General features: G+C 35.0%; 31 protein-coding genes and 1 tRNA gene. 17 read left to right on the forward strand and 15 right to left on the reverse strand.

Annotation, left to right across the window (positions count from 1 at the left end; genetic code table 11):
* Positions 1-23 precede the first annotated feature (23 nt).
* The 11 genes from QXK50_05190 to QXK50_05240 all read left to right on the forward strand — a co-directional run bounded on the left by QXK50_05190 (position 24) and on the right by QXK50_05240 (position 5,736).
* Positions 24-773 (forward strand): 30S ribosomal protein S4e, encoded by a 750-nt coding sequence (locus QXK50_05190; GenBank protein ID MEM2008558.1) that lies wholly within the window; start codon positions 24-26, stop codon positions 771-773.
* A gap of 92 nt (positions 774-865) precedes the next feature.
* Positions 866-1,408 (forward strand): 50S ribosomal protein L5, encoded by a 543-nt coding sequence (locus QXK50_05195; protein MEM2008559.1) that lies wholly within the window; start codon positions 866-868, stop codon positions 1,406-1,408.
* 9 nt (positions 1,409-1,417) lie between these two features.
* The gene (locus tag QXK50_05200) at positions 1,418-1,582 is read left to right on the forward strand and encodes a 30S ribosomal protein S14 (GenBank protein ID MEM2008560.1); all 165 of its coding nucleotides are present in this window, start codon (positions 1,418-1,420) and stop codon (positions 1,580-1,582) included.
* A 17-nt stretch (positions 1,583-1,599) separates the two neighbouring features.
* Positions 1,600-2,001 (forward strand): 30S ribosomal protein S8, encoded by a 402-nt coding sequence (locus QXK50_05205; GenBank protein MEM2008561.1) that lies wholly within the window; start codon positions 1,600-1,602, stop codon positions 1,999-2,001.
* Positions 2,002-2,036: 35 nt separating this feature from the next.
* On the forward strand, positions 2,037-2,585 hold the full coding sequence (locus QXK50_05210) for a 50S ribosomal protein L6 (GenBank protein MEM2008562.1): 549 nt from the start codon (positions 2,037-2,039) through the stop codon (positions 2,583-2,585).
* The gene (locus QXK50_05215) at positions 2,582-3,022 is read left to right on the forward strand and encodes a 50S ribosomal protein L32e (GenBank protein MEM2008563.1); all 441 of its coding nucleotides are present in this window, start codon (positions 2,582-2,584) and stop codon (positions 3,020-3,022) included. Before QXK50_05210 ends, QXK50_05215 begins: the two co-directional genes overlap by 4 nt.
* Positions 3,023-3,031: 9 nt before the next feature.
* A complete protein-coding gene (locus tag QXK50_05220; protein MEM2008564.1) occupies positions 3,032-3,490 on the forward strand; it encodes a 50S ribosomal protein L19e in 459 nt (152 codons plus the stop codon).
* Between the two features lie 19 nt (positions 3,491-3,509).
* A complete protein-coding gene (locus tag QXK50_05225; protein MEM2008565.1) occupies positions 3,510-4,166 on the forward strand; it encodes a 50S ribosomal protein L18 in 657 nt (218 codons plus the stop codon).
* Positions 4,163-4,792, forward strand: a complete 630-nt coding sequence (locus tag QXK50_05230) for a 30S ribosomal protein S5 (GenBank protein ID MEM2008566.1) — start codon at positions 4,163-4,165, stop codon at positions 4,790-4,792. Before QXK50_05225 ends, QXK50_05230 begins: the two co-directional genes overlap by 4 nt.
* On the forward strand, positions 4,783-5,280 hold the full coding sequence (locus QXK50_05235; GenBank protein MEM2008567.1) for a 50S ribosomal protein L30: 498 nt from the start codon (positions 4,783-4,785) through the stop codon (positions 5,278-5,280). The genes QXK50_05230 and QXK50_05235 overlap by 10 nt, the downstream gene beginning before the upstream one ends.
* A complete protein-coding gene (locus tag QXK50_05240; protein ID MEM2008568.1) occupies positions 5,281-5,736 on the forward strand; it encodes an uL15m family ribosomal protein in 456 nt (151 codons plus the stop codon).
* Between the two features lie 1,097 nt (positions 5,737-6,833).
* Here the strand turns inward: QXK50_05240 and QXK50_05245 are convergent.
* From QXK50_05245 to psmA, 13 genes are all read right to left on the reverse strand, one after another.
* Positions 6,834-7,082 (reverse strand): (Fe-S)-binding protein, encoded by a 249-nt coding sequence (locus QXK50_05245; GenBank protein ID MEM2008569.1) that lies wholly within the window; start codon positions 7,080-7,082, stop codon positions 6,834-6,836.
* Positions 7,083-7,455: 373 nt separating this feature from the next.
* Positions 7,456-9,672 carry an elongation factor EF-2 gene (locus QXK50_05250; GenBank protein ID MEM2008570.1) on the reverse strand — a complete coding sequence of 739 codons (2,217 nt, stop codon included), beginning with the start codon at positions 9,670-9,672 and terminating at the stop codon, positions 7,456-7,458.
* A 92-nt stretch (positions 9,673-9,764) separates the two neighbouring features.
* The gene (locus QXK50_05255; GenBank protein ID MEM2008571.1) at positions 9,765-10,496 is read right to left on the reverse strand and encodes an ERCC4 domain-containing protein; all 732 of its coding nucleotides are present in this window, start codon (positions 10,494-10,496) and stop codon (positions 9,765-9,767) included.
* Between the two features lie 28 nt (positions 10,497-10,524).
* On the reverse strand, positions 10,525-11,634 hold the full coding sequence (locus QXK50_05260) for a DHH family phosphoesterase (protein ID MEM2008572.1): 1,110 nt from the start codon (positions 11,632-11,634) through the stop codon (positions 10,525-10,527).
* On the reverse strand, positions 11,567-11,902 hold the full coding sequence (locus tag QXK50_05265; GenBank protein ID MEM2008573.1) for a hypothetical protein: 336 nt from the start codon (positions 11,900-11,902) through the stop codon (positions 11,567-11,569). The genes QXK50_05260 and QXK50_05265 overlap by 68 nt, the downstream gene beginning before the upstream one ends.
* A gap of 36 nt (positions 11,903-11,938) precedes the next feature.
* Entirely contained in the window at positions 11,939-12,301 is a 363-nt protein-coding gene (locus QXK50_05270) for a prefoldin subunit beta (protein ID MEM2008574.1), read from the reverse strand.
* Positions 12,302-13,391: 1,090 nt separating this feature from the next.
* Positions 13,392-13,991: a hypothetical protein gene (locus QXK50_05275; protein ID MEM2008575.1), complete on the reverse strand. Its 600-nt coding sequence runs from the start codon at positions 13,989-13,991 to the stop codon at positions 13,392-13,394.
* Between the two features lie 36 nt (positions 13,992-14,027).
* Entirely contained in the window at positions 14,028-14,258 is a 231-nt protein-coding gene (locus QXK50_05280; GenBank protein ID MEM2008576.1) for a 50S ribosomal protein L37ae, read from the reverse strand.
* A gap of 67 nt (positions 14,259-14,325) precedes the next feature.
* Positions 14,326-15,168: an exosome complex protein Rrp42 gene (rrp42, locus tag QXK50_05285; protein MEM2008577.1), complete on the reverse strand. Its 843-nt coding sequence runs from the start codon at positions 15,166-15,168 to the stop codon at positions 14,326-14,328.
* Between the two features lie 3 nt (positions 15,169-15,171).
* Positions 15,172-15,897 (reverse strand): exosome complex exonuclease Rrp41, encoded by a 726-nt coding sequence (rrp41, locus tag QXK50_05290; protein ID MEM2008578.1) that lies wholly within the window; start codon positions 15,895-15,897, stop codon positions 15,172-15,174.
* The gene (gene rrp4 / locus QXK50_05295) at positions 15,878-16,630 is read right to left on the reverse strand and encodes an exosome complex RNA-binding protein Rrp4 (GenBank protein MEM2008579.1); all 753 of its coding nucleotides are present in this window, start codon (positions 16,628-16,630) and stop codon (positions 15,878-15,880) included. The genes rrp41 and rrp4 overlap by 20 nt, the downstream gene beginning before the upstream one ends.
* Complete coding sequence (locus QXK50_05300) at positions 16,623-17,321, reverse strand: ribosome assembly factor SBDS (protein MEM2008580.1); 699 nt, start codon at positions 17,319-17,321, stop codon at positions 16,623-16,625. Before QXK50_05300 ends, rrp4 begins: the two co-directional genes overlap by 8 nt.
* The gene (psmA, locus tag QXK50_05305; GenBank protein MEM2008581.1) at positions 17,318-18,049 is read right to left on the reverse strand and encodes an archaeal proteasome endopeptidase complex subunit alpha; all 732 of its coding nucleotides are present in this window, start codon (positions 18,047-18,049) and stop codon (positions 17,318-17,320) included. Before psmA ends, QXK50_05300 begins: the two co-directional genes overlap by 4 nt.
* Positions 18,050-18,359: 310 nt before the next feature.
* Here psmA and QXK50_05310 point away from each other — a divergent pair, with 310 nt between their 5' ends.
* Both QXK50_05310 and QXK50_05315 read left to right on the forward strand, forming a co-directional pair.
* Entirely contained in the window at positions 18,360-19,595 is a 1,236-nt protein-coding gene (locus tag QXK50_05310) for an ORC1-type DNA replication protein (protein ID MEM2008582.1), read from the forward strand.
* 51 nt (positions 19,596-19,646) lie between these two features.
* Complete coding sequence (locus QXK50_05315) at positions 19,647-19,970, forward strand: hypothetical protein (protein MEM2008583.1); 324 nt, start codon at positions 19,647-19,649, stop codon at positions 19,968-19,970.
* Here the strand turns inward: QXK50_05315 and QXK50_05320 are convergent.
* Together QXK50_05320 and QXK50_05325 are read right to left on the reverse strand one after the other, a co-directional pair.
* A complete protein-coding gene (locus tag QXK50_05320; GenBank protein ID MEM2008584.1) occupies positions 19,957-21,348 on the reverse strand; it encodes a replication factor C large subunit in 1,392 nt (463 codons plus the stop codon). The two genes, QXK50_05315 and QXK50_05320, sit on opposite strands and share 14 nt — an antisense overlap.
* Positions 21,349-21,363: 15 nt before the next feature.
* Positions 21,364-22,350: a replication factor C small subunit gene (locus QXK50_05325; protein ID MEM2008585.1), complete on the reverse strand. Its 987-nt coding sequence runs from the start codon at positions 22,348-22,350 to the stop codon at positions 21,364-21,366.
* Positions 22,351-22,537: 187 nt separating this feature from the next.
* Here QXK50_05325 and QXK50_05330 point away from each other — a divergent pair, with 187 nt between their 5' ends.
* From QXK50_05330 to QXK50_05345, 4 genes are all read left to right on the forward strand, one after another.
* Positions 22,538-23,071 (forward strand): hypothetical protein, encoded by a 534-nt coding sequence (locus QXK50_05330; protein MEM2008586.1) that lies wholly within the window; start codon positions 22,538-22,540, stop codon positions 23,069-23,071.
* 5 nt (positions 23,072-23,076) lie between these two features.
* A complete protein-coding gene (locus QXK50_05335) occupies positions 23,077-25,149 on the forward strand; it encodes a minichromosome maintenance protein MCM (GenBank protein ID MEM2008587.1) in 2,073 nt (690 codons plus the stop codon).
* A 114-nt stretch (positions 25,150-25,263) separates the two neighbouring features.
* Positions 25,264-25,530 carry a hypothetical protein gene (locus QXK50_05340; protein ID MEM2008588.1) on the forward strand — a complete coding sequence of 89 codons (267 nt, stop codon included), beginning with the start codon at positions 25,264-25,266 and terminating at the stop codon, positions 25,528-25,530.
* A 76-nt stretch (positions 25,531-25,606) separates the two neighbouring features.
* A tRNA-Pro gene (locus QXK50_05345) sits at positions 25,607-25,697 on the forward strand.
* Positions 25,698-25,773 lie beyond the last annotated feature (76 nt).

Genomic DNA, 25,773 nt, shown 5'->3' on the forward strand with positions numbered 1-25,773 from the left:
TAGTAGGTGTAGGTGAAAAATATATGGCAAAGAAAGGAATGTCACAACACCTCAAAAGTCTAACCGCACCCACGTTTTGGCCTATCCTAAGAAAGGAATATGTATGGGTTATCAAGCCAAATCCTGGTCCTCATCCGCTAAATAGATGCATACCGTTATTGATACTAATTAGAGATGTTCTTAAAATAGCTGAAAACGCTAGAGAAGCCAAGCGAGTAATATTTGATGGGAATGTTTATGTAGATGGTATTGTAAGAAGAGATTATAAGTTTCCTGTAGGTCTTATGGATATTGTTAAAATTTCTAAAGCCGATAAAAGTATAAGAATTGTACCATATCCAGTAAAATACTTATGGTATGTGAATATACCAGAAGAAGAGGCAAGATTAAAACTTGTACGTATAGAAAATAAAACTCTTGTTAAGGACGGTAACATACAGCTCAATCTACACGATGGCAGAAACATCGTCATTAAGCGATTCCAAAGCGAACCAATTAATTATAAAACATATGATACGTTACTTATAGAAATACCTTCACAAACAATAATCAAGCACATACCTTTAGAAGTTAATAAACTCGCCATAGTTATAGATGGAAGAAATGTTGGACGAATTGGTAAGATAATAAACATAAATGAAAGGACCGGAATGAAACGAAAACATGCCCTAATAACTCTTGAAGATTTATCAGGACATAGATTTCAAACAATTCTAGATTACGTAATGGTTATAGGTGAAGAGAAGCCCTTAATAAAGCTTTATGAAGGGTGAAATCCATGTCTACAGAAGTCGGTATAGGCAGTAGTTCCATATATCCTAGGATATTACCACAATCATTCAAAAGTACAATTCTGTCAGACGAAATGGTTGAAAGCATGCTCAAGAAATGGCAAAGGAATCCTATGCTGATTCCTTTCATATCTAAAGTCACTATAAATATATCGGTAGGAGCGGCTCAAGAGAGATTAGATAAAGCTACTATACTATTAGAACGGTTAACCAATAGAAAACCAAGCATAAGGAGAGCAAAGAAAACAATAAAGAGTTTTGGTATAAGTAAGAAACAGCCTATAGCTGCAGTAGTAACTCTACGAGGGACTGAGGCCTATAGATTCTTACGTGATGCACTTATAGCAATAAATAATACTCTTAGCGAGAAAAGTTTTGATCCTTATGGAAATGTTGCATTTGGAATAAAAGAACATTTATTGTTTCCTGGTTCAAGATATGATCCAAACATAGGTATATTTGGTATGGATGTAGCAGTCACAATTGAACGAAAAGGTTACAGAGTTGCCCGAAGAAGGTTGAAAAGAGGAATTATGCCTAGAAGGCATAGGGTAACAAAAGAAGAAGGAATGCTTCTTATGGAACTTTTATTTGGTGTAAAGATAACTAGAGCTTAGGTGATGCTCATGAGTAAGTTTAGACCTAAAGCTGAAAGAAGACATGGTAGAGGTACTCAAGTATGTAAGCGTTGTGGTAATAGTGATGCAGTTATACAAAAGTACAACATGTATCTATGTCGGCAATGCTTTAGAGAAGTAGCTCTAGCTATAGGATTTAGGAAATATAACTAATGTTTAGGCGAGACAACATGGTTGTACTTGATACTCTTGCAAATGCCCTTACAACACTAGTAAATGCTGAAATGAGAAGAAAAAGTGAGGCTATCATATGGCCCACATCAAAACTCATAATACGTGTATTAAGGGTTATGCAGAAATACGGCTATATCGGTGAATTCGAATACGTCGATGATGGTAGATGGGGCAAAATAGTCGTCCAGCTACTAGGTAGAATAAATAAAGCTGGTGCAATTAAGCCTAGATGGTCTGTTAGATATAGAGAATTGATGGAGATGCCGCAATGGTTGCAGAAATATCTACCTTCAAGAGACATTGGTATACTTATAATCTCGACATCACAAGGGGTTATATCTCATAGAGAAGCAATAGAACAGAAAATAGGAGGAGTATTACTTGCATATGTATACTAAATAAGATATTGGAGTAGAATACTGAGGTGAATGATATGAATAAAGTTGTACATCTTTGTGAGAAAATAACTATCCCCGATAATGTAAAGATCGAGATAAATGATAAAAAAGTGAGGATATCCGGACCTAAAGGTTCTATTGAGCGTGACTTCAGATATGCACACGGTATTATTATGAGAATTGAAGAAAATAAGATTGTTCTTGAGACCTTTTTTGCCAATAGTAGGAGAAAAGCTCTTCTATACTCTATAGCATCTCATATAGAGAACATGATCGTAGGTGTTACGAAGGGTTGGCGCTATAAATTAAAGATCGTTACATCTCACTTTCCAGCTACAGTTAAAGTCTCTAGTAATGAAGTTATAGTTGAAAACTTTCTCGGTGAGAGAAGCCCTAGAAAAGCCAAAATACTAGAAGGTGTTAAAGTCAAAGTTGATGGTAAAGATATTGTAGTTGAAGGATTAGATATCGAGAAGGTTTCACAAACAGCTGCAAACATAGAACTTGCCACACGTATTAAGGATAAGGATAGAAGAATTTTTGTCGACGGTATCTACATATATGAAAAAGGTGTTGCAGAATGAGTGCTGAAACAAGTCTGAAAGATATTCTCGATAAAAGAAAAAATATATTGAAGCAGTTGAGAGCTAGAAGAAAGAGTATTAAAAAAGCTGTAAGCATTAGAGTTGATAGACCTAAATTTCTACGAAACATATGGTGGAAGTTTAAGAAATTTGAGAATAACTTAAAGTGGAGGAAACCACGTGGCAAAGATAACCCAATGAGACTTTCATTAAAGGGGTACCCACCAGTAGTTAAATCTGGATATGGTACGCCACTAAGTTTTAGATACCTTCATCCATCAGGACTGGAACCTGTAGTAATAAGTAATTCTAAAGTCCTTCTTAATCTAGATCCAAAAAAGCATATAGTGTACATAGCATCATCTGTAAGCTTAAAAAAGAGACTGGAAATTATCTCGGTAGCTAAATCTAGAGGGTTTAAAATAGCAAATGCCTAGGTGAGTATCATGGATCTGAGCTATCAACGAAGATTAGCCGCAGAAATTCTAGGTGTTGGCGAGTCTCGAATAGCCTTCAACATGGAGCAAATAGATAAAATAGTGAACGCTACAACAAAGGATGATATAAGAAGCCTTATTAAGGACGGTATTATATATGCTGAACTCTCTAGGAGGAATAGCAGGGGTAGATGGAAAATCTTTCATGAGGCTAGAAAAGAAGGAAGACATAGAGGAGCAGGTAGAAGAAAAGGAAAGGCTGGGGCTAGAACCGATCATAAGTATAAATGGGTTTACAGAATCAGGAAGATAAGAGCTTTCCTAAAATGGTTAAGAGACAATAATATTATAGACAGTAGAACTTATAGAATACTTTATAGAAAGGCCAAAGGTGGTACATTCGATAGCTTATCTTCTCTTAAGAGGTATATGAAAGATCATGGTCTCCTTCCACAGAACTTTAAGTAATAATTTAGGTGTATAGACTATGGCTATAGGAGCTAATTACAAAGTTCCAAAGAGGAGGAGAAGAGAAGGTAAAACTGATTATTATAGACGCTACGAAATAATTAAAAGTAGAAAGATTAGAGCAGTTGTAAGGAAAACGAATAAATACATAATTGTACAGTTTGTTTATCCTACACCTATAGGTGATTACACTATCGCTTCAGCTCATAGCTATGAACTTGTTGAATTGTTTGGATGGAAAGCTGGAACAAAGAATACGCCAGCCGCATATCTAACAGGACTTTTAGCGGGACTTAGAGCCAAAAAACTTGGTATAGATTATGCTATACCTGACATAGGTCTTCATAGACCTGTAAAAGGCTCTAAAATATTTGCTGCAATAAAAGGTATAGAAGATGCGGACATTATGATAGATTGCTCGGAAGAGGTACTTCCATCAGAGGATAGAATTACTGGTAAAGTTATAGCGGACTATGCTAAGATGCTTAGTGAATCATCGCCAGAAAAGTTTCAGAGACAGTTCAGTGCTATCTTGAGAAATGGTTTGGATCCAAGAGAGTTGCCAATACATTTTGAAGCTCTTCGTAACAAAATTATGTCCATTTATGACCATATACAAGAATCAAGTATAGCAAAAGATTTGATTAAACAACTTACAATAGGTGTTGGATTATGAGTCTTGAGTCATGGATGCCTCGAACCTATATAGGAAGACTTGTGAAAGAGGGTAAGATAACATCCATAGATCAAATATTCGCTATGAATGCAATAATTATGGAGCCTGAAATAATTGATATGTTACTTCCTAACTTGAAGCAAGAGATACTTGATGTTGTGCTTGTACAGAAGATGACAGATGCTGGAAGAATTTCTAGGTTCAGAGTTGTCGTAGCTGTTGGTAATGAAAATGGGTATCTAGGGCTTGGCATAGGCAAGGCACGACAACTTAGAGCAGCAATAGAGAAAGCTATCATAGATGCTAAACTCAATATAGTGCCTGTTAGAAGAGGTTGCGGAAGCTGGGAATGTAGATGCAGTATACCTCATTCAGTTCCCTATAAAGTTGCAGGAAAGGCTGGCAGTGTTGAGATAGAATTCATACCAGCACCTTTAGGCACGGGTCTTGTTGCAGGTGAAATAGCTAAAAAACTTCTATCGTTAGCAGGTATAAAAGATGTATGGTGTTTTACTAGTGGTGAAACAAGAACTACATTAAACTTTGCTAAAGCAACCTATATAGCTCTCAGAAATACGAATGGATTTGTTACACCTCTCGACTGGGGTAAGAAGGTATGGGAGTAAATGTAGAGCCCTACAAGGTATATGCAATTATAAGAATTCGTGGTACAGTTGGAATACCCTATGATGTAGAATACACGCTAATGCTACTACGACTGATAAGGAAGTATAGCTGTGTCATATATCCGAAGACACCATCTATAGAAGGTATGCTTAATGTGGTTAAGGACTGGATAACATGGGGAGAAATAGATGAAAAAATCTTGATAGAACTTCTTAGGAAACGAGGTAGAGTTATAGGAAATAAGCCTTTGACAGATGAATACGTAAAACAAAATATAGGTTTAGAATCAATAGATACCTTAGCAAAAGCTATAATTGGGGGACAAATATTGTATCACCAACTTGAAGATAAAGGTATTAAACCAGTATTCAGGTTGCATCCCCCCAAGAAAGGTTTTAAAAGAAGTATAAGGAGACCCTACAAAGATGGCGGTGAGTTAGGGTATAGGGGAAAAGAAATAAACGAACTTCTTCTGAGGATGATATAAATGGTTGTTAGAAGTAAAAAAAAGAGTAGAAAGATGCATGGATACAGAAACCGTGGATGGGGTAGCATAGGACAGCATAGAAAATCTGGATCTAGAGGTGGAAGAGGCGCTGTTGGTATGCATAAACATAAATGGTCATGGACTATTAAATACTTTAGAGATTGGTATGGTAAAGAGGGATTTACACCCAGAAGCCCTGAACATATTGTGGAAACAAACATAATAAATCTAAAACAGCTCGATGAACTTGCAACAAAACTTATTACAAGTAATAAAGCCGTATACGAGAATGGGCAAATAATTGTTGATTTAAGTAGTATGGGTATTACAAAAATTGTTGGTACAGGCAAAATAAATCATCCAGTAAAGGTAATAGTCTACAAATCTTCAGAAAATGCTAAGAAAAAAATAATAAAGGCTGGAGGAACAGTAGTACAACTTTATGGAGATTCCTAGATTTATTGATATACTGATATATAATTAAATATATGTTAACCTAAGTCCATAATTCTTAACCAGTATAGAGTTCATTAAGTATGGTATTTATTATTATAAATATACCGGAATTAAGAATTCGTATTGCATAAACTTGCAATTTTGCACGAACTAGAAGAACGTGTTAGATAAAGGTTTTTGGACTCAGATTTGATGCTAAATATGGTGTAGCTAGATCTGGATAAACTAGATGTATAAGGGTAAGTTCAAGAGAATCTTTATCTAAGCACATATAATATCTATACACCTTCACAACGCACCCGGATGCATAATACCATCTGAGTCGAGTACTTGTTTAAGTTTTTAATCAAGCTCCCTATATTTTGGTATTATGCCAATTTCACCAGTTCTTCTATGGTTGTGTATGAAAATATTACAGAGAATTGCTAAGAGGAAATACTCGAAGGAAACTATATTGGCATAGGAGAATGAGTATAGAGATAGAGTAAGGAAGATGTTTAAAGAAATAAAGTCATATAGTGATACAAACAAGCTAAAAAACTTAAGTTAAGCCTAACCAACGCTTCTCACAACCTCGGCGTCTATCTAGGGTTTGTCTCTTTAATTATTCTAGGATCCGTTGGATGACCAGCTATCATTAATTCGAACATTGTGTAATGTCGGCTCTGTATTGGATAAACAATAGCCCCCTCTTGTATTTTGGATCAGCTTCGTCAGGATCTCCAAGCACAGGATCCGTTAGAATATAGTAGTGAAACTAGCTTATAATATCTCAGATATTCATATAATTGAGCTACAATCATTCCTGGAGTTATATGTCAACTAAATTGATTGAGATCTCAACTTACATCCAAATTTAAGATATGTAGCATCATCTCTAGAATAGGCTACAAGAAGTGCTGAATCTCCGCAACCAATTCTGGTCCCGAATCTTTGTTAAAATCTTTTTAACCATTTCAATTGCATCATAATCAATTAACTGTATATTTCGTATACTCATACTATCACAATCGTTCAAGAGCTGTATCCAGAAACTCGATAATATCTATGATCTATGATCTCTAGATTATACTCTGAAGCTACTTTACAAAATACTCCTACACAATATGGACCGATATAATAAGCTTCTTTACTCCTATACTAGTCGCTTCCTCGAGACGTCTTCTAGAGTTAAGAGCTAACTGTGGAAATGTAAATATAATACCTCCTCCTGAACCACAACAATATGTATTAAGCTTATTTCTAGGCATTTCTACTATTTCTGTTCCAACAGCCTCAAATAACTCACGAGGCTGATTCTGAATGTGAAAAGACATTAATGCATCGTGTAATGTTGCAAGGATCATTATATGAGACCTTAACCCTTAACTTCTTTAACCTGCCCTTTTAATCCTCTCGATAATAGGTTCTATGAACTCTAAGTAATGTGTTGCCTCAAATGAATAATTAAGATCTTCTTCAGATACCTTTTTCTTGAATGTTCTATAATCATGAGGATCTAGAAACACTACAGTCTTTATGCCCAGAATCTTCTAAAGCTTTAATATTTCGAGTTAGAAACTCCTCACCCCTACCACGTAGTCCTGCTCTAAACATTTTTAAGGTATCAGAATATAGTAAGATTAATTATAATGGTTTTCAGTAGAGGAAAACAATCTGATAATAATGTTGTAGGTATTGTTAAATATTCGTCATGATTAATAATATTTGTTGCAAAGGTTATAGCGATAAGAAGTCTTCTGGTCTTGGTGGTTCAGGTTTTAGTCCTTTTCTTTGTCTTATTTTTTTCACTATGTCTAGCAACATGGAATCTGGAACAGGTAACCATCCGCTAAACTCTGTGCCCCAAAATGCTTTACCGGCACTAGAGCTACGGAGTTCGTTAGCTAAATCAGCTGATTCTGCAACAGGTACTTCGCAAATCATTTTTACGATATTACCTACAGTGTGTATTACATTTAGTATCTTACCTCTTTTCCTTGTTATAACGCTAGAAACAGGTCCCATAAAGTCTAGTGGGAACTTTATTTCAATTTTTTGTATAGGTTCTAGTAAAGTTGGTCTCGACAATAATATCCCTGCAAATATAGGATTTCTTACTGCTGGATATATCTGTGCTGGACCTCTATGTGCAGGGTCTTCATGTATTAATGCATCATGTAACACAACCTTAATTCCTCTAACAGGTTCAGCAGCAAGTGGTCCCTCCCTCATGGCTAACCTAAATCCTTGGATAATAGTGTCTCTAACTTCTCTAAGATACTGTATACCTGACGTTTTATCTACGAATACGTTAATGTTTTCATCTATGGCCCATATTCTACGAGCTTCATCGTAATCCCAGTTGGCTTCGTCATGCAAGATTCTGGCACGTTTATGTGAATCCATATCCTCAGATACTGTGCCCTGCTGTATTAGTTGGAGTGTTTCGTTGTTTAAAGGTTCAACACTTATATAAAATCTATTATGCTTATTTGGCGATTTACCTTCAACAACTTGACTATTAGCGCGTATGGTCTCTCTGTACACTACTGTCGGAGGTGATGTATCCACCTCTAAATCAAATCTATCCTTGAGTAGCGTTAGAACAATTTCAAGATGTAAATGTCCCATACCTGACACAAGGTATTCTCCAGTTTCTTCATTAATTTTAACAACTAAATTAGGATCTTCAATACTCATTTTCCTTAAAGCATCAATAAGCTTCGTTATATCGGTCGTCTTCTTGGGCTCAATGGCCATAGTGACAACAGGTTCAGATACGTATCTTAATCTCTCAAACGGTGTTGTAATGTCTTTTATTTTGGGTTCTATTATTGTTTCTCCAGCTCTAGCTAGATCTGGACCCAAGACGGCTGCTACATTTCCTGCAGGAATCCTGTCTACTACCTCTCTATAGGGCCCCATGTATAGACTTACTTGAAGTATTTTTTGTGTAGTTCTTGCATTTAATAGATATGCTTCCTGACCATTGTATACTGTACCCGAAAATACTCTACCAGTTGCTACAAATCCTGCATGAGGATCCCATCTAATATCACATACAAAGAATATTAATGGCCCTTCTGGATCTGCTTCCATGAGCGCTTTACCCAATTCCGTATCGATCTCACCTTTCCAAATCTTTGGAATTCTATACTTTTGTGCTTCTTTAGGATTAGGAACGAATTTAACAACCATATCTAATAGTGCCTCATGTAGTGGCATCTTCTTCTTAAGTTCTTCCAAAACTTCTTTATCTCCAGATCTATAAGCTTCTATAAGATCATCTATCTTTACTCCTTTCTTTCTGCTCATTGGTACGGTTAACCCTATAGCATCTTTAGCGCACCCAAAGGCAACCATACCTTGTGCTGGATCTAAAATCCATTTCTTTTTAAATTCTGGATCGGCGTAAGTCTCAATCAATGAATTAACATCCTTTATGATTTCGATAAATCGTTGTTTAATTTCATCAGAACTCATACGCAACTCTTTAATAAGTCTATCAATTTTGTTTATGAACAACAGGGGTCTAACTCTTTCTTCTAGAGCTTGTCTCAATACTGTTTCAGTTTGTGTCATAACGCCTTCAACAGCATCTACAACAACTATAGCTCCATCAATCATTCTTAGACTTCTTGTGACCTTGCCCGTAAAATCGACGTGACCTGGTGTATCAACAAGATTTATTACGTAAGGCTTTCCTTCATATTCATGGTATAAACTTATATTAGCGGCTTTTACTGTCATTTGTCTTTTTTGCTCTATATCAAGGAAGTCCATGGCAAGCACTTGACCTGCTAGTCTTGATGAAATTATTCCAGCAGCTGCAAGAAGGCTATCTGTTGTTGTTGTCTTGCCGTGATCCACATGGGCTATGATACCTACATTTCTAACTTGTTCTACATTATTCATTATCTTGAGTATTTGTTCAACTGTTTTAACGTATCTCATTTTACCACCAACCTTACCTACATCACTATCCTCTAGCGTTTATTAATCTTGATGAATATATAAAAAGTACATCAGTAGTGCCTCAGCTAAAATTATGATACTTCTTTTGATCTCTTTGATCCATTCATTTCTAAATAATCAATTATTCTTTTTTTGTGCTCCGAACCAACTTTCTCTATGTAATCTTTGTATATAGCATGAATTATCTGATACAGTTCCCCAGCTTTCTTATCACTTAATCCTTCTATACGTGTAAGCTCTTGAATAGATGCGTTACAGAAATTATGTATAGATCCAAAGGTCTCTAGTACTCTCTGAGCTATTTTTGGGCCTATATATGGAAAGCATTGAATAATATACCTCTGCCACTCAGCCACGGTACTGATTTTAGGTTTATGGACTGTTGTTAAAGGCTTAACTGGTTTCGGTTTATGAAATGCTATACGTTTTATTACTTCAGCTGTTTCTTCCTCATTTCGTGTGGTTATAATGTAAGCCTCCATATCGAACAATATCGATATATAAGATCCTATAATAGCATTCCTATGTACATTTCTGTTTCTGATTTCTTTATGTATATCTCCCTCAATTATTAACAACGTTTTCTCGTAAATTTTTTTTAATCTGTTCAACTGATCAAAGAGCCTTCCATCGATTAGGGAGTTTAAGTAATCATTAGCACTCTTCCTTTCAATTCCTATATAATTAGAAATCACATAATCTCCAGCTTCAAGCATTTTAAATACTATTGTTAATCCTTTTGAAATTAGAATGTTTGGAACCCTAGAATTTTTCTCCCTTTCATCTACATAGATCGTTACCATGATTATTACACCTCAATACATCATCTCACTAAAGAACCTTACTTTCCACTAATTCTACAAACCTATTTCCAGCTAACTCATTGATAATTTCTATCACTTCTCTAAAGATTGTTGAAGCCTTTGGTACACCTATGACAACTGCACCAGCAGCTCTATGCCCTCCTCCTCCACCACCAAGTTTTTGTACTACTTTCTTAAGTATATCGTTATATACATCTATGATCTGTAGTACAGTATTATCATCACGAACTCTGTACACAACTCTAGTAGCTTTAATTTCTTCTTCTTCTGAAGCAACAATAGCTATGTCGTATCCTATATTTATCAATGCTGTAGCACAATCTGATTCATAGGCCCCCACTTCTGATATCGCCATATATAGATCCGTTGATCCTAGCGAGATTTTATATCCTCGATGTCTTAAAACACATTTTATTTTAGCCGTTTTTGTATAGTAAGGTTTTGTTAGTGTAATCAATTGTTGTGTTTTTTGATAATCAGCACCAAATTCTAGAAGTTTAGCCACACATTCAAATGTTTCAGCAGATGCTCTAAGAAATCTCCTGGTATCCCAAATTATTCCTGCTAAAATCATTTCCAGTAGATCTTTAGGTAATGATAGATTAAAGAAACTGAGTATGCGAAAAATAATCTCTGATGTAGATGAAGCTTTAGAGTCTATAAAGGTTAGCATGTGCTGGTCTTCTGTTAGATTGAGTCCATAATTATGAAAATCATGGTGATCTATTACAATAATATATCCACATCTATTAAAATATTCAGCTAAGATTTTTACCTGCTCAATAGATGCAACATCAACTAGAAAACATAGGCTGTTCTTATATAATACTTCATTGGCAACATCTATCCTTTTTTTAATTAGTAATATAGGTACACCATATTTACCACATATTTCAGCTATTTTCTTACTTTCCATACCTATACCTTCGGGAATAAGTACCTTTACTACCGCGCTGTTATTCATGTACTTAATCGCATATGCTAATGTGCATGCTGCTGCTAGTGCATCAGGGTCGGCATTTGCATGAGGAACTATAGCTACGTTGGTGTTATTTGTTATCATTCTCTTTATACTTTCTAAATCTTGATAGGTATGTCCTAACTTTTGTAAAGGCATAATTAAGTACCCTATCTAGTATACTTTCTAGATTCGTGTGGGGTGGTATGTAAGCTTCAACTTCTAGATCTACTGAAATATTAATAACCTTATCAGCTATTTCGGTGCCAATAGTTACTACTAAATTAATTAATCTTTGATTCAAGATCTTCATTAATTCATTTCTTATACAATGCTCAATGAGTTCTGCTAACTCTACTAAATTGTCTTGAGTAATACGTTCAGTATCTATATTCAATTCCTCTACATATCTATACAATTGTTTCATAGATAAAACCTAGCTCTCAGAGAAAAACTGTATACATTACAAAGTCTTTTTATACGATGAAGACATATACTGACTTAACTTGGTTTGAATTTCTGATAATTGTTGACGTAATAGAGATTCTTGTCTATTTAATGTCTTTATTCTCAGCTCCAACAATTCTTTTCTTTCATTAAGCTCCTTTTCAGCATTTTCCTTAGTCACCCTTATTAAGAGATGTCCAGCCAATTTATAGATATCAGTGTTATCTGACACATTCTTTAATACTTCAAGAGCCCGTTCCACCTCTCTCAATTCTTGTTCTAATACACTTTTTTCAGCTATTAATTGATTTAACTGAGCCTGTATTTGTTGATATTTTATTGCTTGTTGTTGTACCTCTGGAGGTAATCTTTCGGCCATGCTATAATACCCAAATACTACTACAGTTTAGCACTTATTATAAGTATCCATGAAAATAAATTATAGTACTTTTTACTATTTCTAGATACAGCAATATCCTAGGTTGCAGCTTGTAACTAAACTTAATAACAAGAACATAACATCCTAGTATCTTAAAAGCGAAAAACTCAATAAATCCAATCATTTGTTATTTTATTTAATTAAGCATAGAAGTACATGATTATAGAAAGTTCATAATATATTATTTTTAAATGATCAAACAATAAGTTACTGCTAGACTTTTGATTACCAGCTTTTATTGATAATTTAATCCAAACCCAATGAATCTAGTTCTGCAGGAGAAATATTGTACAAATATATCGTTGAATGCTGGTCCAGAGATTTATGGGTAGAATAAGAAGATGTCTTGTCTTGAGTTAGTGCTTAGAATGTTAGTCAAGGAATTTATTTTCCTTAAAGTCATACACACCATACTAATTGTTAAGCATAAATGTAGATGTACTATAAAGCCAACCTGATAATTTTTAATAAAATAGTTTATAGACCATAATCATAATACAAAACTACCTTAACCTTATTTCTACAAGAAACGTGAAGAGAGGTGTAATGTTTATTCTTTTTGATAACCTAATAAGCATTTTCATGGAAATATATTTTGTGTTAATATTGGCTACATGAAATATTTGAATCATAGAATATAATATTAATAGAAGCGTAAATTTTATGAAGATTTATCAATTCTATTTCAAGATTATTGTTTGCACACTTGTTGACAACTTGATAGAACCAAGCATAATGAATTCTGGAGAATTGACATAATCATATTATAGAATATTATTTTGATGATAATAGTTACTGACTATTTTAACTGTATAAAGTAGGGTATGTATTAAATACATTACTGAATTAACTACAGCTCTAAGCTGACTTAACGACTCAGAACATATTGTTATCATCAAACATCGATCTTCTTCATTAATGTCTACTCCAACATATGTTTTTGAACCACCTATAGGGTTAATTAGTTCTACATATAGACTTTCAACAACTGTACGGAATAGTGATTGGTCATTGTTATTAAAACACATAGTTATTGAGGCTTTGTGAATATTTTTGCATTGCATATTCTGATCACTGGACCGAGAACCCTTTCCTCCATATTTTTAAACATTATTTCATAAAAAGGTCTCCTGGAATTTTTCGATACTCTCTTTATGTCTATGGTTATTGTATCGCTACTGCAGATAGATACACCATTTCTTAAATCGTTACAGACTTTTACATTAAACCCTATTAAAAGACATTCAACTATCGACTCATTATCAATGTTGCTTAAAGCATTAATATTAACAACAATTCTCTTTGGTTTAAATTGCTGTACACTATTCTTATATACAGATCTTGGTATTGAATAACCACAAATATACAATGTACAGAACTTGGTTAATTTTAATTCTGGTTTGATTTCATTCACGATATATACGTCTATATATCCAGGATTTCCTTTTTTATTTCGTACTACCAGAAGTTTATCGGAACCTACATCTAATGCTTGAAGAGCTAGCATGTTAAATGATAGCTTTCCTCTTGATATTCTAATAGAATTTGGTAAAATCATTAGGAGACTCTTTATAAAACGTCGTGTAGTAGGTGTAGGGCGTCTTGATGAAGTAATTATTACCTTTGCCACCAAGTTACATCCTATTAAATGATCTCTAGGTATTCATTAGCTTTTTAGAGACCAGGGAGTGTATGCCGCTCCTGCCCATACAGTTTTACATTTTGGGCATTGCCATATACCAAATGCTAAACGTTCCATTACAACATTATTTGAGCAATATGGACATTGATAGACATTATATCTACGCTCCATTATCTCTCTCCATTTCTTTCTCAAACTTGAACCATATCTAGCTCCAAACCTTCCTGCTATACCAATACTTTTTGTTCTACCCATAGTTATATCACTTGATGTAGGATTAAGTTAGTTACGTTGTTTAGTATTCAATAACTAATGTGCCACCTTATAAGGTTAACTTCACATCTCTAGATTTCTTTAGAATACTGAAAAGTTCATCAGATTTTGTCAAAGCTATGGAGATAGCTTCATCTAGCTCTTTCTCTGAAAGAGCTCCGAGACCCATTTTTTGTAATCCTACAATATTTTTCTCTTCATCAATAGCTATAGCGAGTCTATAAGTTGTTAACGATTCTTCTTCAGCAGTAGGATCCACGACTAAGGCTTCGCCTATCTTACTTATAGTTACAGTTACAACATGTTTATTTATAGGCATACTACTGTGCTTCTTAGACTTATCTATCTTGACTAGACCTTGTACCTCATCAACTTCGTAATAAGGTATATAGGTATTCAATAAAGCTGCCATAGAAGCTAGCATAGAGGCATCAACTAAATTACCATCATAGTCAAGTATGTATATGTCGAGCCATATAATCCACACTTTCTTTCCAGGAATTATACATAGTTTATCGAGAGCTACCGCCCTAGACTCCCTCAACGACCTATCGATAATTCTGGCCAGCTCTATCGCATTCTCGTCTGGAGGACCTGGTTCAAATGAAGGTGAAGCTGCTGGGATGTATTCAGCATTTACTATTATAGCTCCCTCGTTAGGTGTATCTGGATAAGGTTGCCCTACCTCAAGTTTTACTCCAACAAGTACCTGTGTGTTCCCTAGTTTTACTAGTGCTGAACCTTCAGCTTTGGGTGAAATACCATATGTAATCTCAATAGATCTATAGCTTGTTAAAGATCTTTTGTCTATGTGGAAGCCTCGCGATATAACACTTAGTATCGCACTATACTTTATTTTTGGAATTACAGGTTGTTCTGGTGTCTTAGACATAGATCACTCACCTAATTCAATATACTTTTTCCTGAGAGCTTCTTTTTGAAGCTCATAGATTTTATTAATACCCTTTATAGCAAGCAATAAAGCTTCTCTGAATTCTGTAGCTGACAGAACTCCGTTCAATTGTATCATTGTTATTCTATTTAATGAAGGCATAATAGCTATAGGCATATCAGCCTCACCATACATATCTTCGAGCTCATTTAAGTCCAATACTATTACACCATCGATTTTGCCTACAGCTATTGCTGTAACTAAGTCAACTATAGGTATTCCAGCATCAGCTATCGCTAATGATGCAGCAGTTATCCCTGCGGTTCTCGTACCTCCATCAGCGTTTATGACCTCAATGAAGATATCTACGGCTGTTCGTGGATAATAGCTCGATAATATTGCAGGTTCTAAAGCTTCTCTAATCACTTTCGATAATTCTATTTCTCTTCTGCTTGGTGCAGGACTTTTTCTTTCAGATGTCGAGAACGAAAGCATCCTGTACCTACATCTTATTATCGCTCTATCTGCAAGTTCCTCATGTCTTGGAACTACTTCTCTAGGTCCATAAACTGCTGCTAGTATTTTCGTATTTCCTAACTCGATGTAAGCGGAGCCATCAGCGTTTTTTAGTACCCCTACCTCAATTCTCAATGGACGTATTTCATCTGGTTTTCTACCATCAATTCTATTTCCATCCTCACCTATTAACTTAGGTTTGTTCAACTTCATGTCTAATTAGACCTCTTTTCACTTTTTCCTCTATAATAAATGATCTTATTCTCTCGGTTAGTCCAGGTATATGTGCCTCTTGTTCGATCTTTTTTATTGCTAGTATAGCTATATACTCGTATTCTGGATCAGGACATTTGAGTAAAATCCTTCCATTATTTCCAATAACTATATTGCATTTGGTTTGCTCTTCCAACATCATTAACATTGACTTTTTCTTACCTATGACTCTTGCAACTTTCGATGGTTCTATTTCAACCAGAGAACCTTCTATAACTTTACCTAAGTCTTTATCCTGAGTTGTTAGTATTGGGTTTCTAGATCTGTCAAATTGTGCTATTTTTGCTAGAATTACATCTCCTACATCTAAATACTTACGAATGTTGTCCGATGCAGGACTAAAAGACCTACCTAAGTAATCTGCTGCATTAAGAATGGCATAATATGGCGCATTAATATCGATTATCCATGAAGATAGTGCTACATCTCTAACAATACCAATGATAATATCTTCTTCTTTTGGTAGATATCTGCCTTTCAATGGAATTAATCTAATCTTCTTTTTATTTTCAGATTCCTCTATATCAAGTAATGAAATCACCGTAGTAATCAATCTATTATCTTCTTTATATAGGTAGTGGCCTTGCTCTATTTCTCCTTCAATAGCAATTATGTCCCCAGGTACAACTATGAAACGTTTTGATGAAATTTGAGACATTGAGCCTTTAGACAATAGTTACCACCTTAATATTTGCAGATCCTTTTGTCAACCTATTTATTTGATCTATTACTTCATTCTGCATACCGGCTGGTATTTCCATTTCAACGGATAGTGATCCATCTTGTAGCCATACAGATTTCTTTACTTCTCCAAGTTTCATTATCTGACCCACTACCTTATTAGCATACTCGGTTGGTATAGTTACACCTATTAAGGCTTTGGCTATTCTTATGGGTAATACTTTTGATATTGCCTTAACTATGTTTGGAACTTGTTCTTCAATGGATTTGTATAAATCTATAGCAACTTTAACCTCTTCCAGAGCCTTTTCAATTCTAGAAGGTGGTATTGGTGTCTTGGTTTTTGGATCTATTGCGGATTTCGATATATGGTACACTATTTGTTTCTTCTTCATTTCAATCATTTGTTTTCTTTGTTCTGAAGTAAGTTGTAGCTCTCCCTCTTTCAAAATCCTCTCTGAAATTTTATATACATCAGTTGTATCAAAGGTTTTTACGAGTTCTTCAGGAGATGCTTTAAGCCCTTTTCTAACATCTTTATATACGTAATCACTAATGACTATGTCCGTTATCGGTATACTTTTACCTTCTCTAAACAGGTAAGCTTTCACCGGATCAACTAATATCTCGAATTTCTCTCCTTTCACATTCAACCTGGCAATAACATATTCTTTTTTGCTCAAACATTGACACCTGCTTTTTCAAGCAGCATTCCTATCTCCTCTGAAGTAAGTTTTCTAAATGTTTTAGTATCTATATCTGTATAACCTATCTCAACTTTATCTATGGTTAATGGCTCTTGGAGAGCCGCCCTTAGAGCTCTTAGACCCAGGATAATTATTTCATCCATAGATAGCTTCGTGTGATAGTATTTTTCGATATAGCTGAGAGCCGTTTGTTCCCCTGCTCCTGCAACTGTAGCATAGTATTTAAAGTATAGCCCACTAGGTTCCGTCTTTATTAACTCTACATCACCTCTATCAATACCTCCAAATATAATTGATACTCCAAATGGTCTTACGCCCCCTTGTTGTGTGTAAAGCTGTTTTATATCACATATGGTTCTTGCAAGTAATTCAATATCTATAGCTTCGTCAAATGTGAGTCTGTGTCTTACAGCAATCAATCTTGCATAATCTATCAGTACTCTACCATCATGACCTAACCCAGAGAATGTAGCACCCACGTGAGTATCAACTATGAATACCTTTTCAAGATCTAGAACATCGTGCAAAGGTGCTACCTTTCTTTTTTCAGCAATAAGCACAACTCCGTGCTCTGATTTTATACCAAGTGAGGTCCAGCCTCTCCTGACAGCTTCAGCAGCATATTCGACCTGGTATAGCTTGCCATCTGGTGAAAATATTGTTAAAGCTCTATCATACCCCATTGCGGCAGGCATGAATGACATGAACTTCACACCTTCTGAGACTTACCATAATGTCTAACACAGTAAAAAGCAGTATTGAACTTAAGAATTTTGTTGAGGAAATGAATTATCAGCGGGTAGTCTTCACCAAATCATTATTGTCATATTAGCCGAGGGACTCATCATTTTAAGACTAATACTTTTTTAGCTATTTATAAACTTTTGTTATAAGGAGAGCTAATATTTAGAGTAATTAAATAAGAAGAGTGAAAGTTTCGGCCGAGTTCGTAACGTTTTTAGCTAGGTTAGCAAAGTACAGAATTAAGGTGCTTAGAATAGTGGGTATAAGTATATGAATAGTAATGATGTTATAGTAAGTGTTTTCAAGAAAATTAGTGTCTTTAAGAATATAGAGACCTTGTATCCTGAATATATTCCTGAAAATCTACCTCGTAGAGAGATCCAACTAAGGCAACTTGCTGAAATTTTTAAACCTATGATGATATCTCCCGGAGGTGTATTCGTAAGGACAATGATAGTAGGGGGAGTAGGTGTAGGTAAGACAGCCATGGCAAAAGTTTTTGGTAGAGAAATCAGGAAATTTGCATCAGAAAGAGGATTCGACTTACGCTATGTTCATATTAATTGTCATAGAGATAGAACTTTATACGAAGTGGTTTCTGAAATAATTAGGCAAATAGGTGCGCCAATACCAATAAGAGGTCTATCACCAAGAGAAATGATGCTAGCGCTTTTGAATTATATAGAGAAGCATGATATCTATCTTCTCGTTACTTTAGATGAATTTGATTACTTTATATCAACAGAAGGTAATGATGCTGTGTATTTTTTAATAAGGGTATATGACGAATATTCTGATACTAAAAAAAGGATAAACTATATATTCATTTCACGGAATATATCATCATTAAGCAAGTTAGATCCTACAACGGAAAGCTACATACTTAGACACATGGTTAAGCTGGATCCCTACACGTCTGGTGAACTTTTTGATATACTGAGTTACAGAAGAGATTTAGCGTTCTATGAAGGAACAATAGACGATGAATTGTTGAAATTCATAGCCGATAGCAAAGGTGTTGATAAAGGTGGTGAAGGTAATGCGAGATCTGCTCTTGAAGCATTATTGTTGGCAGGGCAAGCAGCTGATCATGAAGGTGTTCAGAAAGTTACCATAGAACATGTAAGAAAAGCTTTAGGCATTGTTCACTCAGAAATTGTACGCATCTCAGATGATATAAACTTTCTACAACTTCATGAACTTTTATTATTAAAGGCAATCATAAGGAGCCTAAAGAAGAAGAAGACAGTCTTTGTTAAAATCGGTGAGGTTGAAGATGAATATAGCTACATATGCCAATTATTTGGTGTTAAACCTCGCAGACATACACAAGTTTATGAATATGTTAATACTCTTAAACATATGGGAATAATTGAAGCTAAAGTTTCTAGCAAGGGTTTCAGGGGACGAACAACACTAATATCGATAGCCGTTCCATTAAATGAACTTGAAATGAAAGTTGATGAAGCCATCAATACAAAGAAAGAACTTGCGGATACTTCTTAATCATACTACTCCTTCCTTTTAAATATTCTTTACCAATAATGGGGCAAATAGATGAAAATGTTTATTGATGAATTAACCCATTATAATATGTTGAAAAATAGGGTTTCAATTGTTGGAAAACCCTGTATATGGGCTGTATTATCCGTGCTTATAGAAACAGAAAACAACACACTTAATATTACAGCACTAATATCTAAATTGAACAGCAATTATACCACTATATCTAAATGTATAGATCATATGAAAAGACTTCAGCTTATTGAGGAAATAAAAATAGGGAAACTAAGGCTAATAAGGCTGACAAATAATGATATGGCAAAGCTTATGATTAATATTATAAAAAGTCTTGATGAACTTTCAACTATTTCTTCGTAAATGATAGAAGATCTCTTGAGATTTTTTCTGACTTTTTTGTTTTTTCTTCATCATTTCTCTGCTTCTTATTATTTAATTCGCTTAATGATCCGTTCTCTATTTTCTTCTTGATTTGACGATACTGCTCTAACACTTGTTGTTTATATGGCCCTGCTAGAAACTCTATGATTTTTTCTGAAAATCCCATACTATATGCTATTTTTGCTGCAAATAAAGTATTAGAAGCGAACATTGATCTTAGAAATGGTATTACTTCGTTTTTTGCTGTTGATATTGATATGTGCAATCTTATGGCTATAATTTTAGCTAGATCATCAAATATCTCGCGAACCTCCTTTAACTTAGATAGGAGTGTAATCCTTTGAGGAAAGGAGTATTTGGTCCATTTGTATTTGTCTTTAGGGTTGTTCTTAGCAGAAAAAGCTATACCAGCTGTCATTAAGTCTATAGCATATGAAAGTAGATCCCAATCGCCTGTTCTGATAATCCTTCCCATATATACATCAGCTCTACTTAAAGCCTCATAAGCTCTTGAAAGATCTTCTGTATTCTGATACTGATAGGGGATATTCTCTTCAAGCCATAATTTAAGTTGTTCATAATCAAGTTGTGACTGATTTAGTGCCATTTTGGCTTGCCATGAAAAGTTCGCAGAAAATATCATACGTAGTGTTTCAAAAGGGTCACGTTCCTTATCACGTGGTCTAAGCAGTAACTTAACCATATCAACAGTTATTCTGTTTTGACCTTCACCTACTGCTTGTAAATCATTTATTGCTGCACGCATATCACCCTCAGATCTATCTACTATATAATCTAGTGCATCTTCTTCACATTCAAGACCCTCATTTACGCATATTTTTTGTAGAAACTTTTTCATATCAGTTTTTGATAGTTTTTTGAATTGAATCATTTCACAATGTTCTCTTAGTTCCCTTAGTTTTGGATCCCAAGGATTATTAGCTATCATTATTATAGGAATAGATGAAGATTCTATGAGAGCTTTTACTGCTTCGAGACCTCCTACATCATCTTTTACAGCTATACCGTCTATTTCGTCTAATAATACTAGCTTGTTTTTGTATCCTTTTAGTGACTTTGTCAAAGATGTTTTTGTAGCTATCTTTTCTATATCGGTTTTTCTTCTATTATCACTAGCATTTAGTTCAACTAATTCATATCCTAGATCATTGGCTATAGCTTCGATAAGCGATGTCTTTCCAACACCTGGAGGACCATATAATAGAAGAGCTTTTTTATCTACATTAGGCCATTTCTTTATCCACTCCAAGATCTTCTTCTTAGCTTCATCCTGATCAACTACGTCATTAATGCTTTTAGGTCTGTACTTTATAGTCCAAGGAACCTTTCTATTCATATTCCGTACCTATGTCTACCTTATGCTTGTTCTTTGACCTAAGAGTGCCATCCTAGCTAAAAGCGCTGTCAACTGTATTTCTTCATCAGAACCTTCTATTACCCTAAAATGTATTTCGCCGATAAAGTCTGCCAATGTTATCCTTACGTCTTCTGGTATCTTTAGATCAGCCGAAAATATCTCTCGGTGCATCTGTCTTAAAACATCATTACCGCTTAATCCGTAAATTATCATTAAATTCCTAAGTTTATCTCTAGCTTCTATAAATTTACCAGATAGAGCTAAATTTATGATATCCCTTATTTCTTTGGGATGTGCTAGTCCAACGACCTTGTATACCGATGATACTGTAACTTCACCTAATGCAACTGCACCTTGTAGAATATTTATTGCTTTTCTCATATCACCTTCGCTAACTTCATATATAACCTCAAGACCGTCATCTTTACATGAAACATTTTCTTTGCTACATATCCATTTAAGTCTGTATACCACGTCCTCTTTCTTTAATGGCAAAAATCTGAAGGAAGCACATCGAGACTGTATCGGGTCTATTATCTTGGTAGGGTAGTTCGCTATGAGTATAAATCTCGTTGTTTCAACATACATTTCCATAATTCTCCTCAAGGCTTGCTGTGCATCAGCTGTCATGTTATCAGCTTCATCAAGTATAACTATTTTGAATGGAATTTCTCCGGGAAGCCTGCTTCGTGCAAATTCTTTCACCTTACTTCTTATTACAGTAATCCCTCTTTCATCGCTTGCATTTAGTTCTAACACATATTTTCGCCATTCATCACCATAGAGGTCGTGAGCTAATGCTAATGCTGCTGTAGTCTTTCCCGTTCCTGGAGGACCAGCAAAAAGGAGATGCGGCATATTTCTTTCTTCAACGAATTTCAGTAGTCTTCTGACAACTTCTTCTTGATTCACTATATCTCTTAATGATCTAGGTCTATATTTTTCAACCCATAAAAGTTCTTCTAATGTTTTTTGACTCATTTGATTTTTCCCTCATCCACTACACTATATTATTCTTGACTGCTTCAAAAAGTAATAATCTTTTAGATTTAAACATAAAACGTTAAAAAGTTTCAAATATCTAATCAAATTGACCTAGATACGAGATAGCTAACTGCATTTAAACTGTTAAAGCTTACAAACCTTACTGTGAGAAGGAGACAGCAAAATGATACTGAGATTATTGAAGTTAATGTATGAATTGCAACCTGTAAAAACTACAATGCTAAAGAGCTGCAAAAAAATTCCGGTAATTGATAGCTCGTTACAAAAAGGGTCTCAAGTACCACTTCCAAGAGTGTTAGCAAAGATCTTAGAAAACAACGGATTAGCCGAAATAACTGAAGGTATAATGTCACAACAAGACTTGGCAAGAGCTAGATTCTCGCATATGCAGCAAAAAGGTTCATTGCTAAAAATAGATGATTTCTTCTATGTAAAGGCTAAGGAAAGCATAAGAATGATTATGGCTAAGGCAAAGACAGAGGGCGATATAGTTACACTAAGAACTTCAGAAAAGATGCGCGAAGATTTTACAGATATAGCTAATGTAAGGCTCTCGGGAATACTTAGAGCGTTACAATTAGGTGGAATAGATATTATTGAAAAGAACTGTACCATAGAAGAGAAAATACTTATAAATATTATACATAATATCTATAAACAATGGATTAAAGAGTTCGTAGAACTTAATGATAGGTGAAAGTTATGGAAGAATTAGATAGAGCCGTTTCTTCACACATTATTGATTATCTATCTATGATTGAAGAATTCATTAAGTATTATAAAGATGGTGATGGAAAACCTAAATATGTGAATTCTTTAAAGAGAATTTTAGTAGAAAACAAATCTAGTATTGAGGTTAGCTTTACTGATATACTTAGTTTCTCTACAGAACTTGCAGATTACATTTCTAGAAATCCTGAACAATCACTAAACAAACTTAGTGAGATTTTTAGAAAAATAATTGAATTAGAAATACCAGAATATCTAGACAAGATACATTACATTGTGCCCAGACTTGTAGATATACCTTCATCATTAGTAGTGAAGATAAGAGATTTACGAAGCGTATATATAGGAAAACTGATAGCCATTGAAGGTATCGTAGTTAGAGCTACACCGCCAATTCAGAAGATAGTGAAAGCCATATTTAGACATGAATGTGGTAACGAGGTTGTGGAGCAGGTTATTGGAGAAGTAATTGAAAAACCAATACAATGTCCATATTGCAGAAAAACTGGTGGTAGTTGGAGATTAATTGTAGAAAAATCACAGTATAGAGATTTTCAACGTCTTGTTATTCAAGAACGCCCAGAAGAGATGCCCGCAGGTAGAATGCCTAGATCTATTGAAGTTGATGTATATGATGATCTTGTCGATGTAGCACGACCTGGTGATAGGGTAACAGTTATTGGTATACCAAAGATAAGGACTCCAGAGAGCAAAAGAACGAGAAGTATCTATGCCATGTTCATAGATGCCAACAATATAATAGTATCTCAGAGAATGTTAGAAGAGATAGAGATAACGAAAGAAGATGAAGAGAAGATTCTATATTTGGCACATGATCCGTTAATCAGAAGAAAAATTATAGCATCTATAGCTCCAGCCATATATGGTATGTGGGATATTAAGGAGGCTATAGCGTTAATGCTTTTCGGTGGTAATCTAAAACAGTTGAAAGATGGTACACGAATTAGGGGCGATATTCATGTTCTGGTAATAGGTGATCCTGGCACAGCAAAATCTCAATTACTTCAATATGTTGCACGTATTGCTCCAAGAGCAATATATACAACAGGTAAAGGGGCTACAGCTGCAGGACTTACAGCAGCAGTTATTAGAGATAAACAGACAGGAGAGTTTTATCTTGAAGCTGGTGCCTTGGTAATAGCTGACGGTGGTGTTGCGTGTATTGATGAAATAGATAAAATGAGGGAAGAAGATAGAGTTGCAATACATGAAGCAATGGAACAGCAAACGATATCTATAGCTAAAGCGGGTATTGTAGCTAGATTGAACTCTCGTACTTCTGTATTGGCTGCAGGTAACCCACGATACGGTAGGTATCTGCCGAATAGATCGATATCAGATAATGTTAACTTACCTCCAACAATACTCTCAAGATTTGACTTGATATTCGTTATTAAGGATATACCAACCGCAAATAGGGACCTAAAACTTGCAAGACATATAACTGTTACACATAGCGAATATGAAGAAATAAAACCATTAATAGATGTAGAACTATTGAGGAAGTATATAGCTTATGCGAGAAAATATGTGAGACCTGAATTAACAGAAGAAGCTAGGAGAATTATAGAGAACTTCTTTGTTGAAATGAGGAAGAAGAGTTTAGAGGTACCGGAATCACCTATAGCTATAACAGCTAGACAACTTGAAGCACTAATACGATTAGCTGAAGCTCATGCTAAAATGGCTTTAAAACACGAGGTAACAGAAGAAGATGCAGCTGAAGCCATAAGACTTATGAAGAGTATGCTTGAAAGTGTTGGAATTGATGTAGAGAGGGGAGAAGTCGACATAGATGTCATAATGACCGGGCAACCCAAATCTCAGAGAGAGAGAATGTTAATAGTAGAAGAAATAATAAGAGATCTATCAAAATCCGATGGATGCGCCAAAATACGTGATATAGTTGTAAAGGCTAAGGAGAGAAACATTGATGAAAGACTTGTTGAGGAGACTTTAAGTAGAATGCGTAGAGAAGGTATAGTTTATAAAGCTAGGGAAGAATGTTATGCGCTCACTTTATGATCTTACACATGATCAAGAACGTTTTTAACGTTTCTCTAAGGCTTATATATATTGGTTAAAATCATATCTCAAGTTATAACATTATGTACTTCAAAAAACAATGGTGTACAATAAATGAGTATATGTCGTAAGTACGTAGTAAAAGTTGGTGATAAAGAAATAAATTTAGATGAAAAAATTGTTAAAATATTGAATACCTATGTACGAACAGAAACAAGCCTAGAAAAGTTAGCGGAAGAACTTGGATTAGATGATTGGGACGAAGCCTACGAATTCATAAAGAAGGTGCCAGCATGGATTATGTGGACTCCTTCAATTTTATGGAAAAAAGAGATGGAAAAATGCTCTTCAGCTGCTGAAATAAAGATCGTAAAGATATAACTGGCTATATAATTTTGACATAATAAAAATTAATATCCTAATTTTTTGGTGACTAACTTTAGGAATCAACCTGTGTGGGGCCGTCGTCTAGCCTGGCTAGGATGCCAGCCTGGGGTGTTTCCCGCCCGGATCGCTGGTGGTCCCGGGTTCAAATCCCGGCGGCCCCACTATCTATCCTTAGATACTGTTCTAATATTACGAATAGTCTATTCTAAATGATATTACTAAATTGCTTTTCAGCAA

Origin of the sequence: Ignisphaera sp., assembly GCA_038831005.1 — an archaeon.
Lineage (GTDB): Archaea > Thermoproteota > Thermoprotei_A > Sulfolobales > Ignisphaeraceae > Ignisphaera.

What these genes read in the sequence shown, in the direction of transcription:
- QXK50_05340 (MEM2008588.1), top strand. Translation starts at nt 25,264, where the DNA reads ATGAGTATATGTCGTAAGTACGTAGTAAAAGTTGGTGATAAAGAAATA.
- QXK50_05245 (MEM2008569.1), bottom strand. Translation starts at nt 7,082, where the DNA reads ATGATCCTTGCAACATTACACGATGCATTAATGTCTTTTCACATTCAG.
- QXK50_05320 (MEM2008584.1), bottom strand. Translation starts at nt 21,348, where the DNA reads ATGAATAGAAAGGTTCCTTGGACTATAAAGTACAGACCTAAAAGCATT.
- QXK50_05255 (MEM2008571.1), bottom strand. Translation starts at nt 10,496, where the DNA reads ATGGTAACGATCTATGTAGATGAAAGGGAGAAAAATTCTAGGGTTCCA.
- QXK50_05335 (MEM2008587.1), top strand. Translation starts at nt 23,077, where the DNA reads ATGGAAGAATTAGATAGAGCCGTTTCTTCACACATTATTGATTATCTA.
- QXK50_05315 (MEM2008583.1), top strand. Translation starts at nt 19,647, where the DNA reads ATGAAAATGTTTATTGATGAATTAACCCATTATAATATGTTGAAAAAT.
- QXK50_05230 (MEM2008566.1), top strand. Translation starts at nt 4,163, where the DNA reads ATGAGTCTTGAGTCATGGATGCCTCGAACCTATATAGGAAGACTTGTG.
- psmA (MEM2008581.1), bottom strand. Translation starts at nt 18,049, where the DNA reads ATGTCATTCATGCCTGCCGCAATGGGGTATGATAGAGCTTTAACAATA.
- QXK50_05260 (MEM2008572.1), bottom strand. Translation starts at nt 11,634, where the DNA reads ATGCCTTTACAAAAGTTAGGACATACCTATCAAGATTTAGAAAGTATA.
- QXK50_05190 (MEM2008558.1), top strand. Translation starts at nt 24, where the DNA reads ATGGCAAAGAAAGGAATGTCACAACACCTCAAAAGTCTAACCGCACCC.
- QXK50_05280 (MEM2008576.1), bottom strand. Translation starts at nt 14,258, where the DNA reads ATGGGTAGAACAAAAAGTATTGGTATAGCAGGAAGGTTTGGAGCTAGA.
- QXK50_05195 (MEM2008559.1), top strand. Translation starts at nt 866, where the DNA reads ATGGTTGAAAGCATGCTCAAGAAATGGCAAAGGAATCCTATGCTGATT.
- QXK50_05200 (MEM2008560.1), top strand. Translation starts at nt 1,418, where the DNA reads ATGAGTAAGTTTAGACCTAAAGCTGAAAGAAGACATGGTAGAGGTACT.
- QXK50_05250 (MEM2008570.1), bottom strand. Translation starts at nt 9,672, where the DNA reads ATGAGATACGTTAAAACAGTTGAACAAATACTCAAGATAATGAATAAT.
- QXK50_05210 (MEM2008562.1), top strand. Translation starts at nt 2,037, where the DNA reads ATGAATAAAGTTGTACATCTTTGTGAGAAAATAACTATCCCCGATAAT.
- QXK50_05215 (MEM2008563.1), top strand. Translation starts at nt 2,582, where the DNA reads ATGAGTGCTGAAACAAGTCTGAAAGATATTCTCGATAAAAGAAAAAAT.
- QXK50_05310 (MEM2008582.1), top strand. Translation starts at nt 18,360, where the DNA reads ATGAATAGTAATGATGTTATAGTAAGTGTTTTCAAGAAAATTAGTGTC.
- QXK50_05205 (MEM2008561.1), top strand. Translation starts at nt 1,600, where the DNA reads ATGGTTGTACTTGATACTCTTGCAAATGCCCTTACAACACTAGTAAAT.
- rrp42 (MEM2008577.1), bottom strand. Translation starts at nt 15,168, where the DNA reads ATGTCTAAGACACCAGAACAACCTGTAATTCCAAAAATAAAGTATAGT.
- rrp41 (MEM2008578.1), bottom strand. Translation starts at nt 15,897, where the DNA reads ATGAAGTTGAACAAACCTAAGTTAATAGGTGAGGATGGAAATAGAATT.
- QXK50_05325 (MEM2008585.1), bottom strand. Translation starts at nt 22,350, where the DNA reads ATGAGTCAAAAAACATTAGAAGAACTTTTATGGGTTGAAAAATATAGA.
- QXK50_05265 (MEM2008573.1), bottom strand. Translation starts at nt 11,902, where the DNA reads ATGAAACAATTGTATAGATATGTAGAGGAATTGAATATAGATACTGAA.
- QXK50_05240 (MEM2008568.1), top strand. Translation starts at nt 5,281, where the DNA reads ATGGTTGTTAGAAGTAAAAAAAAGAGTAGAAAGATGCATGGATACAGA.
- QXK50_05235 (MEM2008567.1), top strand. Translation starts at nt 4,783, where the DNA reads ATGGGAGTAAATGTAGAGCCCTACAAGGTATATGCAATTATAAGAATT.
- QXK50_05220 (MEM2008564.1), top strand. Translation starts at nt 3,032, where the DNA reads ATGGATCTGAGCTATCAACGAAGATTAGCCGCAGAAATTCTAGGTGTT.
- QXK50_05270 (MEM2008574.1), bottom strand. Translation starts at nt 12,301, where the DNA reads ATGGCCGAAAGATTACCTCCAGAGGTACAACAACAAGCAATAAAATAT.
- QXK50_05330 (MEM2008586.1), top strand. Translation starts at nt 22,538, where the DNA reads ATGATACTGAGATTATTGAAGTTAATGTATGAATTGCAACCTGTAAAA.
- QXK50_05225 (MEM2008565.1), top strand. Translation starts at nt 3,510, where the DNA reads ATGGCTATAGGAGCTAATTACAAAGTTCCAAAGAGGAGGAGAAGAGAA.